The organism is Pseudarthrobacter sp. RHLT3-21, from assembly GCF_059383495.1.
Genome location: NZ_JBWZCI010000004.1, coordinates 227704 through 239791 on the forward strand (window position 1 = coordinate 227704; position 12088 = coordinate 239791).

Annotated in this window: 14 protein-coding genes and 1 tRNA gene; 8 read left to right on the forward strand and 7 right to left on the reverse strand. The window is 65.8% G+C overall.

Features of this window, described 5'->3' with window-relative positions; all coding sequences use genetic code 11:
• Position 1: 1 nt before the first annotated feature.
• On the reverse strand, positions 2-160 hold the full coding sequence (locus AC50YA_RS06835; protein ID WP_494981552.1) for a hypothetical protein: 159 nt from the start codon (positions 158-160) through the stop codon (positions 2-4).
• Between AC50YA_RS06835 and AC50YA_RS06840 the strand changes: the two genes are divergently transcribed.
• Positions 159-1112 (forward strand): ABC transporter ATP-binding protein, encoded by a 954-nt coding sequence (locus tag AC50YA_RS06840; RefSeq protein ID WP_494981553.1) that lies wholly within the window; start codon positions 159-161, stop codon positions 1110-1112. The two genes, AC50YA_RS06835 and AC50YA_RS06840, sit on opposite strands and share 2 nt — an antisense overlap.
• Positions 1109-1909, forward strand: a complete 801-nt coding sequence (locus AC50YA_RS06845; protein ID WP_494981554.1) for an efflux permease Rv1217c-related protein — start codon at positions 1109-1111, stop codon at positions 1907-1909. The genes AC50YA_RS06840 and AC50YA_RS06845 overlap by 4 nt, the downstream gene beginning before the upstream one ends.
• A gap of 47 nt (positions 1910-1956) precedes the next feature.
• On the opposite strand, the gene AC50YA_RS06850 is transcribed toward AC50YA_RS06845, so the two are convergent.
• A complete protein-coding gene (locus tag AC50YA_RS06850; RefSeq protein ID WP_494981555.1) occupies positions 1957-2541 on the reverse strand; it encodes an acyl-CoA thioesterase in 585 nt (194 codons plus the stop codon).
• A 61-nt stretch (positions 2542-2602) separates the two neighbouring features.
• Between AC50YA_RS06850 and AC50YA_RS06855 the strand changes: the two genes are divergently transcribed.
• Positions 2603-3346 carry a potassium channel family protein gene (locus tag AC50YA_RS06855; protein ID WP_494981556.1) on the forward strand — a complete coding sequence of 248 codons (744 nt, stop codon included), beginning with the start codon at positions 2603-2605 and terminating at the stop codon, positions 3344-3346.
• Between the two features lie 416 nt (positions 3347-3762).
• Positions 3763-4746 (forward strand): LysM peptidoglycan-binding domain-containing protein, encoded by a 984-nt coding sequence (locus AC50YA_RS06860; RefSeq protein ID WP_494981557.1) that lies wholly within the window; start codon positions 3763-3765, stop codon positions 4744-4746.
• Positions 4747-4866: 120 nt separating this feature from the next.
• Here the strand turns inward: AC50YA_RS06860 and AC50YA_RS06865 are convergent, their stop codons facing one another.
• The 3 genes from AC50YA_RS06865 to AC50YA_RS06875 form a co-directional block, all read right to left on the reverse strand.
• Positions 4867-5298 carry a CBS domain-containing protein gene (locus tag AC50YA_RS06865; protein WP_494981558.1) on the reverse strand — a complete coding sequence of 144 codons (432 nt, stop codon included), beginning with the start codon at positions 5296-5298 and terminating at the stop codon, positions 4867-4869.
• Positions 5299-5575: 277 nt separating this feature from the next.
• Positions 5576-5657 (reverse strand) — tRNA-Tyr (locus AC50YA_RS06870).
• A 179-nt stretch (positions 5658-5836) separates the two neighbouring features.
• A complete protein-coding gene (locus AC50YA_RS06875; protein WP_494981559.1) occupies positions 5837-6091 on the reverse strand; it encodes a hypothetical protein in 255 nt (84 codons plus the stop codon).
• A 203-nt stretch (positions 6092-6294) separates the two neighbouring features.
• Between AC50YA_RS06875 and AC50YA_RS06880 the strand changes: the two genes are divergently transcribed.
• On the forward strand, positions 6295-6783 hold the full coding sequence (locus AC50YA_RS06880) for a YajQ family cyclic di-GMP-binding protein (RefSeq protein WP_160673354.1): 489 nt from the start codon (positions 6295-6297) through the stop codon (positions 6781-6783).
• A 187-nt stretch (positions 6784-6970) separates the two neighbouring features.
• Here AC50YA_RS06880 and htpX read toward each other — a convergent pair whose 3' ends face one another.
• The gene (gene htpX, locus AC50YA_RS06885; RefSeq protein WP_494981560.1) at positions 6971-7837 is read right to left on the reverse strand and encodes a zinc metalloprotease HtpX; all 867 of its coding nucleotides are present in this window, start codon (positions 7835-7837) and stop codon (positions 6971-6973) included.
• Positions 7838-7887: 50 nt separating this feature from the next.
• Positions 7888-9159, reverse strand: a complete 1272-nt coding sequence (locus tag AC50YA_RS06890) for an MFS transporter (protein WP_494981561.1) — start codon at positions 9157-9159, stop codon at positions 7888-7890.
• An 87-nt stretch (positions 9160-9246) separates the two neighbouring features.
• On the opposite strand from AC50YA_RS06890, the gene AC50YA_RS06895 reads away from it, so the two are divergent.
• From AC50YA_RS06895 to AC50YA_RS06905, 3 genes are read left to right on the forward strand one after another with little or no spacing between them, the layout of a single operon-like run.
• The gene (locus tag AC50YA_RS06895) at positions 9247-10074 is read left to right on the forward strand and encodes a hypothetical protein (protein ID WP_494981562.1); all 828 of its coding nucleotides are present in this window, start codon (positions 9247-9249) and stop codon (positions 10072-10074) included.
• Between the two features lie 30 nt (positions 10075-10104).
• Entirely contained in the window at positions 10105-10590 is a 486-nt protein-coding gene (locus AC50YA_RS06900) for a Fur family transcriptional regulator (RefSeq protein ID WP_494981563.1), read from the forward strand.
• A gap of 7 nt (positions 10591-10597) precedes the next feature.
• Entirely contained in the window at positions 10598-12085 is a 1488-nt protein-coding gene (locus AC50YA_RS06905; RefSeq protein WP_494981564.1) for a catalase, read from the forward strand.
• Positions 12086-12088 lie beyond the last annotated feature (3 nt).

The window sequence follows — 12088 nt, forward strand, 5'->3', positions numbered from 1 at the left end:
TTCAACGGTACGCGAGGCGCAGGCCGATGTCCCGGCCGGGTGCGTCCTGTTCGCTCCCCGCGTCATCGGGAATATCCGGGGAGCGTCCGTGTACACCGGGCATTGCGAGGCCTACCCTTGGGGTGACCAGCCGCTGGCTGCCGCACACAGGAGGTTTCATGGCCCAGGCTATCTCCACCCAGTCCTTGACCAAGAAATTCGGCCGGCGCGAGGTGCTTCACGGGGTGGATTTTGCTGTCGAGGCGGCCTCTGTGTTCGGTGTGATCGGCCCCAACGGCGCCGGCAAGACCACCACCATGCGCTGCCTGCTGGACATCATCCGCCCCACGTCCGGGCAGGTCCGGGTCCTGGGCAAGGACCCCCGGGCGGGAGGCCCGGAGCTCCGCCGCCGGGTGGGCTACCTTCCGGGCGAACTGTTCCTCGAGGGCCGCGTGACGGGCCGGACACTCCTGGCCCACTACCAGGCCATCAGCGGTCCGGTGCCCCCGGGCAGGATCGACGGCCTCGCCGAACGGCTTGGGCTGGACCTGGACCGCCACACGCGCAAGCTGTCCAAGGGCAACAAACAGAAGCTCGGCCTGGTCCAGGCGTTTATGCACAACCCCGAGCTTCTGGTCCTCGATGAGCCCACCAGCGGCCTGGATCCGCTGGTCCAGCAGGAATTCCATGCGATGGTCCGCGAGGCGCAGCACAACGGCCAGACCATCTTCCTCAGTTCCCACGTCCTCAGCGAGGTCCAGCAGACCGCAGACACCGTGGCCATCCTCCGGGACGGCCGGATCATCGCCGTCGAGTCCGTGAGCGGGCTTCGGGAAGGTGCGGTGCGCCGGGTCCGGTTCACCGCGAACGGAATCACAGCGCACGACGCCGGCGCGCTGCTGGGTGGGGTACCCGGCGTCGGGCATGTTGAGGTGCTGGATTCCGACGGCAGCGTCACCCTTTCGGCCACCCTGGAGGGGGCCATCCAGCCACTGGTGAGGGCCCTGGGCACGCTGCAGCTGACCGACCTGGTGCTGGAGGAACCGGATCTTGAGGAGGCTGTGCTGAAGATGTATTCAAGTCCCGAAGACACGGTCCCTGCGGTATCCGGCACTACGGAGGCCGCGCGATGACCACCACACTCCCGCTGTTCCGCCGGGCCTTCTTTGATACGTGGCGCTCCACCCTCGGGTGGGCCGCCGGGCTGGCCGCCGCCACGTTCCTGTACCTGCCGCTGTACCCGTCCATCGGCGGGAGCGCGCAGATGCAGGACATGATCGATGCCCTCCCGGCCGAGATGACCAAGGCGCTGAACTACGACCAGATCGCCACCGGCCCCGGCTACACCCAGGCCACGCTGTACGGACTCCTCGGGTTCCTGCTGATGACCATCGCCTCCGTAGGGTGGGGCGCCGCCGCCGTGGGCGGGGATGAGGAATCCGGCCAGCTGGAGCTGACCCTCGCCCACGGGGTGACCCGCGTCCAGGTGGTGCTGGAGCGCGCGCTTTCCCTGTTTTTGCGCGTGGTGCTGCTCGCGGCCCTGGTCTTTGTGCTGGTCCGGCTGCTTAATGATTCGGCCCAGCTGGCCATCCGGCCCGAGAACCTCTTCGGCGCGTCAGTGCTGTTCGCCGGGCTGGCACTGCTGAGCGGAACTGCCGCGCTATGCGCCGGGGCTGTGTCCGGCAGGCGGACGTACGGACTGGCCGCGGGCGCCGCCGTCGGCGTTCTTGGCTACGTCTTCAACGCGGTCGGCCGGCAGAGCAAGGACGTGGAGTGGCTGCTGGACCTGAGCCCCTACCACTGGGCCTACGGAAATTCACCGGTGGCCAACGGTGCGGACTGGGCCGCGGCCGGGTGGCTCTGGGTCATCTCGGCAGCTCTGGTTGCCGTGGCCGCGTTCGCCGTGAACAGGCGCGACGTCGGCGCGTAGCTTTCGGAGTCACCGGCGGTCAGGCGCGGCCGGCGGTCAGGCCCTGGCTACCGGGTGGGGCTGTCAGGCGCGGTTATCCCGGATGAGGCCTCCCAGAGGTGCGGCGCGGGAGTCCGGCTGCCGGGCAGGGCGTTGGTCTCGCGCCACTCGTGGATCCATTCGGGCAGCACCAGATCCGCCGGGGGTTGACCGAACTCGCGCAGGATCTCCTCCTGGCTCACCGGCCTGCCCTTGCTGACCAGGCGGGTGGCGATGTAGGCACGTGCGTAAATCTCGCCGTCGGACACCATGCGCTGCTCAAAGTAGATGGCCTTGGCATCCAGGCCGATGATCTTTGTTTCGATGGTGTACTGCTGCCACAGCTGCAGCGACTTCCGGAAGGCGATGGTCTCCCCTGCCGCCACCGGGCTCCAGCCGCGCCGGCGCATGGTCTTCCACACGCCGCTGCGGACCATTAGATCGAACCGGCCCAGGTCCATGAGGGAAAAGTACATGCCGTTGTTGACGTGCATGGCGATGTCGATGTCGGTGGGCAGGACGCGCAGCGGCAGGGACGACGGGTCCCAAATGGTCAGTGCGGAGCGGCGGGCTGACGTGAACAGCATCAGGAGGGTGCGCAGAAGCAGGTGCATCCCCCAATGTTACCCGGCAGTAACGTGCTGACAAGTCCGGAGGGCCGGGCAGACACGTAGGATGTGGCGCACGACGCAACAACGCTACCCGGACCTTGCCGAGTGGCCGCGGATGGGGACGGCACTGGTTTTCCTGGCGGCCTACGCGTGGCAGGTGATTGGCCGCGTCGAGGGCAGCGGCGCGGAATGGCTTGAGACGCTGATGTGGCTGACGTGGGGTATTTTTGCCCTGGACTACACCGCGAACGTGTGGCTCGCCACGGACCGCAGGCGCTGGTTCCTCTGGAACCTGCACGAACTCCTGACCGTGGCCCTGCCATTCTTCCGGCCGCTGCGCCTGCTCCGGCTGGTTACGCTGCTTTCGGTGCTGCACCGGACCATCGGCGAGACTCTCAGGGGCCGGGTGGTCACGTACGTGGCCGGATCAGCGGCGCTCCTGGTATTTGTCGGGGCGCTGGCGGTGCTCGACGTTGAACAGTCTGCCGCCGATGCCAAGATCCTGACGTTCGGCGACGCTCTCTGGTGGGCCATCACCACCATCACCACCGTGGGTTACGGCGATATGTACCCTGTGACGCCGGTCGGCCGGATGGTTGCCGCGGCCCTCATGATGAGCGGCATCGCCGTGCTGGGTATAGTCACCGCATCCATCGCTTCCTGGCTGGTCCAGCGCGTTGAGGAGTCCACGGAGGCTGCCGCGGAGTCCATCGAGGAACCCCTGCGGGCAGAACTGGCCGGCTTGGTCACGGAGATCGCTGCGCTGCGGCGCGAGGTGGCCGACCTCAAGGACCGCCCCACGCTGTAGAAACCGTCCAGCGGGGTGGAAGTGTCCGGCGGGGTAGAACGTCCAGCGGGCCGGGCAGCCGACCACCGAGTAGTCGCCGCCTGAACCGCGAGTAGATGCCGCCGCGGGGCCAAGTATTCGGCGGAATAATTCAGGTAATGCCTACTGGTGCAGTGCCTGTCGCAGCTTCCTAGACTCGAAATTCGTAGGGCCAAACAAAGTTGCCGGCGCATCCTCCGAGCTGGGGTGGATGATGCCGCTTCATAGCGGAGCATCCGTATCTTCTGGGTATGCGGGGGCTCCCATCATGCGCTTCCGTGCGCGGTTCCGTTCAAAGGGCGGGACCGCGCAGCGCATCACACCTCGATCCGTCCTGCACTTGGAACCCGCGGCACCACTGCCGCCCTGTTGCCGGGCCGACCTGCGATGGGCCACCCATGTACCAGTTGACCGCAAAGACTTCCGAACCACCCCGCCGCAATTTCGAAACTGACGTCCCGCGGGTCGAACTGATACCGGGCCGCCGGCCGATCAGCAACAAGCTGTGGGCAGGCATGGCCACCGCTGCCGTGATTTCCGCCTTCGGCGTCGGCGCGCTGGCCGGCCCCGCCCCCACAGCCGAGTTGTCGGCACCACCGGATGCCATTACGACGGCGGCCTCTCCAGTTGTGCGGGTTGCCCGGCCTTTGGCCGCGGTGCCCCTGGATGCGCCTTATGTTGGGTCCGTTGAGTTTGGCAGTGCGGGAGCTGGCGCTCAGCCGGAGGTCGCAGCTGCCGTGCCGCCGTCGGCCCCGGCCGAGGCTGCCCCGCCACCAGCTCCCGAACCTGCTCCGGCACCGGCGGGCGACTCCAACGTCTACACAGTGGTTCCCGGCGACACAGTGGGTGGGATCGCGGCCCGGTACGGTGTTGACACAAACGCGATGCTGGCCGCCAACGGGCTGGGCCTCTACAGCACCATCGTCCCCGGCCAAACGCTGAAGCTGACGGGACCCGCCGTCGAGGTTTCCGCTCCAGTTCCGGCTCCGGCCGCACCCGTTGCTTATTCACCGGCCTTCGTCCCGGCACCGGCGCCGGTCCAGGCCGCGCCCGCTGTCCGCACGATTTACGTTGCGGGCGCAGGCGGACAGGCCATGGTGGACGCCTGCATCGGGCCAATCCACTTCACACCCAACGACGGCTACTCGCTCTTCATCACGGAGCACGACTTCTGCGGCGGGTGGGCTCGTTTCTCCGGCATAGGCGTGGGCGAGACCGTCAGCATCCCGGGCTACGGGACGTATACGGCAACAGCCAGGGGCCAGGTCCCCAACCCTGGAACCACCAACGATGTCATCGCGGTATTCGGCGGGTTCCCCCGGGCTATCCTGCAGACCTGCATCCCGGGAACAAACCAGATGCTCCTGATCGCGCTCAACTAGATTGCGCTGAATCAGGCCCGGTCCAGCCCAGTTGGCGGTCAAGCATTCCAAAAGCTTGTTCGCGGTTCCGAACCTTCAAGGCAAGGAGCCGCGAACAAGGCCATGCGGGAATTTGTCTGACTACGCAGACATCGGGTGGCGTTCCGAAATGTGCTCCACCAGTTCGCCCACGCGCTCCTCGGTGTAGTTGCGCGCGATGTCGCCCTGGCTGATGATGCCAACCATCTTGTGGCCGGCGATGACCGGGAGCCGCCGGATCTGGTGCCTTTCCATGATTTCGATGGCTGCGTCAACGTTGGCATCGGCGTCAACCCAGTAGGGCTTGCCGGTGGCGAGCTCGCCGGCCAGCATCTCGCGGGGATCACGGCCGGCAGCAACGCACCTGAGCACGATGTCGCGGTCGGTAATCATGCCCTTCAACTTGCCGTCATCGCCGCAGATCGGCAGCGATCCACAGTCCAGATCCAACATCATCCGAGCAGCATCTGCGAGGGACTGATGCTCCTTAACACACTGTGCATCCGTTGTCATAAATTCACGTACAACACTCATTGGTTCTCCTTCATCGATTGATGTATCGACACAGGGCATCGGGGGCACGTGCGCCGATAGTGCCAGCCTACGCCGGGGCCAACACTGATGTCGACGACGGTTTCTCCCCGGACTTGCAGGCTCGCGTAGGGCCTGTTCGAGCACAAATCCTAAGCTTGTCCGCGAGTCCTAACCATCAAGGCCAGGAGCTGCGAACGAGCTTCGGATGGGAGTGGGGGCCTGGCGGCGGGCACAAAAAGCCTCCGGAACCTGGTGGTTCCGGAGGCTTTTCCTTGGGTGGCAGATGAGGGATTCGAACCCCCGTAGGCGTTGCCAGCTGATTTACAGTCAGCCCCCTTTGGCCGCTCGGGTAATCTGCCGAACTTCAAAAGAAGATCACCCCCGGCTGCAGTGTTCAGAACGTCCGTTTCCGGGCCGTTCCGCTTCCAGTAACCGCGGGCAAGACAACTTTACAGAACTTCTGCCGAAGAATCGAATCGAGGCGGCAGACCCCGGAAAAGGCCGCCAAAAGCCTCGCCATTCCGCGGAAACCCGGGACTCAGGCGTCGCCGAGAATCCGTCCGGCCAGCCTTGCCTCGAACTTCACGGCCTGCTCCTCGGTGATCTGGTTCAGCTGGACCGCCCGCAGCAGGTCCTCGCTGACACCGTCCATGCGGGTCGAGGCATCCGGGACCGGGCTGAAGATGATGGAGGCGGCGATGGCTGCTGCGGCAACCGAGGTTGCGGCAGTGGCCACGGCGCCGGCGGCTGCGGCGGTGGTTCGGGTGACGTAACGGACGGCGGTGCGTGGCATGGTGTTCCCTTTCGAGCTACTTCCAACTTCCTCAACTCTCCATCACCCGGCTTCGTTCCCGCAGTGCGTCCGCTATGAGGGAACTGTGAATCCGGAAACATGCCGAATCCGCTCCAGCGCCAGAGCCGATCCGTATAGGCTGGAATACAGCGATCCGCGCCCTGCAGAGCCAATTCAGGGCACCCACCAGCACAAGGAGAATCATGGCAGGCGATTCAACGTTCGACGTCGTAAGCAAAGTGGACAAGCAGGAAGTGGCCAACGCGCTGAACCAGGCACAGAAGGAACTGGTCCAGCGCTACGACTTCAAGGGCGTCGGCGCCGAGGTCGATTTCAGCGACGAGAAGATCCTGATGAAGGCGAACTCGGAGGAACGCGTCCTGGCTGTGCTGGACGTGCTCCAGTCCAAGCTGATCCGCCGCGGCATCTCGCTGAAGTCCCTCGACACCGGCGAGCCGTACGCATCCGGCAAGGAATTCCGCCTGGAAGCCTCCATCAAGGAAGGCATCGAGCAGGACCTGGCCAAGAAGATCAACAAGCTGATCCGCGATGAAGGCCCCAAGGGTGTCAAGTCCCAGATCCAGGGCGACGAACTCCGTGTCTCGTCAAAGTCCCGCGATGACCTGCAGGCCACCATGGCACTGCTGAAGGGCTTCGACGAGGCAGACCTGCAGTTCGTCAACTTCCGCTAGCTAACACCCTCCGGGCGTAGGACACGCGATCGGCCTGGGGACCACTGAAGACGCGCGTCCGCGGGCTGGAAGCGCGTCCCAAGCCCAGACCCGCGTCCTGGGCTGGAAGTACGACGGCGGCGCCCCGGTATGTCAGTTGGCCTCCGTTCGATTCGCCTCAGTTCGGTTCGCTTCAGTTCGGTTGTCCTCAGTTCGGCGGCCGGCCGGCAATCCGTTCCAGCCGGGCGATCCGCTCCTTCATCGGCGGGTGCGTGGCGAACAGCTTGGTCATCGCCCCGCCGCGGAACGGGTTGGCGATCATCAGGTGCGAGGTGTTGACCAGCTTCTGCTCCTGCGGCAGCGGCGCGATCCGGACTCCCTGCTCAATCTTGCGCAGGGCTGAGGCGAGCGCCAGCGGATCACCAGTGAGCTGCGAACCGTCCTCGTCGGCGTCGTACTCCCTGGTCCGGGAGATGGCCAGCTGGATCAGGGACGCCGCAAACGGTGCCAGAAGCGCCATCGCCAGCATGGCCAGCGGGTTGGAGTTGCGCCGGTCGCCGCCGAAGAACAGCAGCATCTGGCCCACGGACGTGATGACGCCGGCCACCGCGGCCGCCACCGAGGACGTGAGGATGTCCCGGTTGTACACGTGCATCAGCTCGTGGCCCAGGACCCCGCGCAGCTCGCGGGCATCCAACAGCTGCAGAATCCCCTCGGTGCAGCACACGGCGGCGTTTTTGGGATTCCGGCCGGTGGCGAACGCGTTCGGGTTCATGGTGGGTGAGAGGTAGATGCGCGGCATCGGCTGGTTAGCCCGGACCGAGAGCTCCCGGACAATCTGGTACAGCTGTGGTGCCTGGGCCTCCGTGACGGGGTAGGCCTGCATGGAGCGGATGGCGATCTTATCGCTGTTCCAGTAGCCGTACGCCGTGGTGGCCACGCCGATCAGGGCCATGATCCAGATGGGCGCTGAACTGCGGGTATTGATCCCGATCAGGCCGCCCAAGCCCAGGAGCACCGCCCACAGGACGCCAAAGAGCGCCGCAGTTTTCAGGCCGTTGTAATGCTTGTGCACGTCCGCTCCTCCACGTCGCCCTGACAAAGTTGCCCCAACACGGCAGGGTCCTAAGGCACCGGGTCGCGGGCATCGTACTTCCGGAAGCCCGGCTGCAGCTGTGCCGCCAGCCAGGCCACCGCGATGCACAAAACCCCGCCCAACAGCAGGACCCAGCCCTCACTCAAAATCTTAGTCCCGCCGCCTGCCAGCAGGTCACCCACCCGCGGCCCGCCGGCCACCACCACAATGAAGACCCCCTGAAGCCGTCCCCGCAGGTGGTCCGGCGCAGCGGCCTGCAGGATGGTGTTGCGGAAGACGGCACTGATGGAGTCTGCGATTCCGGCGAGGGCGCAGCACAAAGCCGCAGGGACCAGCCAAAGGGTGGCCCCGCCGTCGTCCGTCCGTCCTGCAAGGAGCACCACCACGCCAAAGCCCGCGATGGAGGCGCCCCAGCCCATCACCGACCACACCACGGCACTCCCCTGCCACCGGACATGGCCGAGCGGCCCGGAAAAGAGACCGGCCAGGAATGCGCCCACCGCGGTGGAGGCCAGCAGGATGCCCACCGTGGCTTCGCCGCCGCCGATCATCAGCGCACCGATGGCGGGCATCAGCGCGCGCGGCTGGGCCAGGATCATGGCCACGAGGTCGATGATGAAGGTCATCCGCAGGTTGGGCCGGGTGCCCAGGAACCGGAACCCTTCGATCACAGACCGCATCCCGGCCCGCCCGGCGCTCGCTGAAGGCGGCATGGACGGCAGCCTAAACACGGCCCAAAGCACAAACGCGAAGCTGATGAAGTCGATGGTGTAGGTCCAGCCAAAGCCCACCCACGCCACCAGCACACCCGCCAGCAGAGGTCCCACTGTCATGGCCAACCCAAACGAAATCATGCTGAGCGCGTTGGCCGCGGGAAGCAGTTCCTTGCGGATAAGCGTGGGGATGATGGCACTGCGTGCCGGCTGGTTAATGGCCTGGGCGCCGCTTTGCAGCGCCACCAGGAGGTAAAGGACCCAGACATTTCCCAGCTGCAGCCAGGACTGCAGCGCGATCAGGCCGGTGGTCATCCACAGGACAGAGGTTGCCAGGAGCGCCACCGTGCGGCGGTTGTGGGAATCGGCGATGGACCCGCCCAGCAGGCCGCCGAACACCAGCGGCACCAGCGCAAACACACCCAGCAGACCCACATAGAAACTGTCCTGCGTGAGCCGGTACACCTCCAGGCTCACGGCCACCAGCGTGAGCTGGCTCCCCACGGCCGAAACGGCGGAACCCAGCCAGAGCCGGCGGAAGGCCGGGCTCTCCCGGAGCGGTGTGATATCGGCCAGCAGTTTCCCCACCTTGCAACCCTAATGGCGCAGCAGTGTCCTGTTCTGTCACATCTGTCACACGCTTGGTATCCTCAGGCGGGGGAAAGGAGTTGGCTTATGAATGTGTCCAGGCGGCTGCTTTTTGCCTCGGCATTCTGGGAGGTTGTCCGGCCCCGGACTGCCCTGAACGCCGGCCATCTGCTGATCCGGCTCACCAATCCGGCCATCGCGTTCGATCTCCGCTCGGCCACCGACTGGCTGCACTGCCACAACATTGCGCGGCAGGCCCTCGCCGAGGTTCTGGGTGCCAGCCGCTGCACTGTGGTGTTTGCGCACCGGTGGCACCCCATCGGAGCGGCCATCGGCGAACCGGAGGTGGAGTCCTCCACCCCCACGTTCCATGTGTTCGGGCGCTGGGACGCAGAGCCGGTCACGCCCGGCGAACAGCTGCGCCTTCCCGCGCAGCGCCGGGTGCCGGCCGCAGCGGAAGAGCTCAAAGAGTACGACGGCGGCCTCCGCGCCGCGCTGCGCCGGCTGGCTGTGGAGCGCCCGGCAGACGCGAGTTGGCAGTTCACTGCAATGCCGGCCAGCGAGACTGCCGCGAACTGCCATCTCGAGGACCCGGCCCCGCCGGTGGACGGCACCCTCCCGGAACTCATTACCAGGGCCCCGCAGGTCAGGGCCGGAGCGCACCACACCATACTCTCCCCGGCGTTGCCGCCGGCGCCGGGCGGACCCGGCCTGACACCCGGCCAGCTGCTGGCGCTGGCCGCGGCCGTCCAGGGCCTGACCGAACGCCCCGGCGTGACCGGACTGAGCGGTGTAGTGCCGGAGCCCGGACCCGGCGGGCTCGAAGTCCACGCCATGGGCCGCTCGGCAGGAGAATCGGTCAACCCCATGCAGGAATTCCTGGATTTGCCGAAGGTAAGCCAAGCCTTATTGTGATCGACTCATAATAAGTGGTTCAATAGAAGCATGATGGAACACTTTGGCGGCCACGACGCATGGGCTGCCGCCCTGCGTGCCCACGGCCGCCGGGTGACCAAACAGCGGCTCGCCGTGCTGACCGCCGTCGAACATCACCCCCACTCCCCGGCGGAGTCCATCCTGGCCGCCGCGCGCGCCGAACTCCCCGAACTGACGGCACAGTCTGTCTACGTCGTCCTCGGCGACCTGACCGACCTGGACATGCTGCGCCGCTTCGAGCCGCCGCATTCCCCCGCCCTGTACGAGACCCGCGTCGGTGACAACCACCACCACGCCATCTGCATCAGCTGCGGCCGTGTGGAGGACGTGGAATGCGCCGTCGGGCACGCGCCGTGCCTCACCCCGCACTGGGATGAGAACTCCAAGCCGATGACCATCCAGATCGCCGACGTGATGTACCAGGGCATCTGCCAGGACTGCCAAGAGTCCCAAAAACTTCCTTCTGAACGTCCCTCACAAGTAATCGAGAAATAGGAGAAAAATGACTGCGAACATCTCAACAACCCAGTCCGGCGCGCCCGTCACTTCCGACGCGCACGCACAGTCCGTCGGTGCCGACGGCGCCATCATCCTCACGGACCACTACCTGATCGAAAAGCTCGCCCAGTTCAACCGCGAGCGCGTGCCGGAGCGCATAGTGCACGCCAAGGGCGGCGGCGCTTTCGGTACGTTCAAGGCCACCTCGGACATCTCCAAGTACACCAAGGCAGCGTTCCTGCAGCCGGGCGTCGAGACCGAGATGCTGATCCGTTTCTCCTCCGTCGCCGGCGAGAGCGGCTCCCCGGACACCTGGCGCGATCCCCGCGGTTTCGCCGTCAAGTTCTACACGTCCGAGGGCAACTACGACCTCGTGGGCAACAACACCCCCGTCTTCTTTATCCGCGACGGCATCAAGTTCCCGGACTTCATCCACTCCCAGAAGCGCCTCCCGGGCACCCACCTGCGCGACGCCGACATGCAGTGGGACTTCTGGACCCTGTCCCCCGAATCCGCACACCAGGTCACCTGGCTCATGGGCGACCGCGGCCTGCCGGCCTCCTGGCGTGAAATGCAGGGCTACGGCTCGCACACCTACCAGTGGATCAACGCCGAGGGCGAGCGCTTCTGGGTCAAGTACCACTTCCAGTCCAACCAGGGCGTCAAGACCATGTCCGGTGACCAGGCCGAAGAGCTGGCCGGCTCGGACGCGGACTTCTACATCCGCGACCTGCAGGACAACATCGCCGAGGGCAACTTCCCGTCCTGGGAACTGCACGTCCAGGTCATGCCGTACGAAGACGCCAAGGCCTACCGCTTCAACCCGTTCGACCTCACCAAGGTGTGGCCGCACTCGGACTACCCGCTGATCCACGTGGGCACCATGGAGCTGAACAAGAACCCGGAGAACTACTTCGCGCAGATCGAGCAGGCCACCTTTGCGCCGTCGAACTTCGTTCCGGGCATCGCCGCTTCCCCGGACAAGATGCTGCAGGCCCGCATCTTCTCCTACGCCGACGCACACCGCTACCGCGTGGGCACCAACCACGCGCAGATCCCGGTGAACCAGCCGAAGAACCAGGTCAACAACTACAGCCAGGACGGCGCCGGGCGTTACCACTTCAACGCCCCGTCCGTACCGGTTTACGCCCCCAACTCCTTCAACGGCCCCGCTGCCGTTGAGCCGGCTTCCCCGGCCGGCGGCTGGGAGAACGACGGCGAGCTCACGCTCTCCGCGCACTCCCTGCACGCCGAGGACGGCGACTTCGTCCAGGCCGGCACGCTGTACCGCGAGGTGTTCGACGACGGCGCCAAGGCCCGTCTGCTGGACACCATCACCGGCGCGGTGGGCGGCGTGAAGAACGCCGGGATCAAGGAACGCGCCATCCAGTACTGGACCAACGTGGACGCCGAACTCGGCGCCAAGCTGCGCGCCAACCTGGGTGCGGGCTCCACTGACTCCGACGCCGAGGCTGCCAACAAGATCGGCTAACCA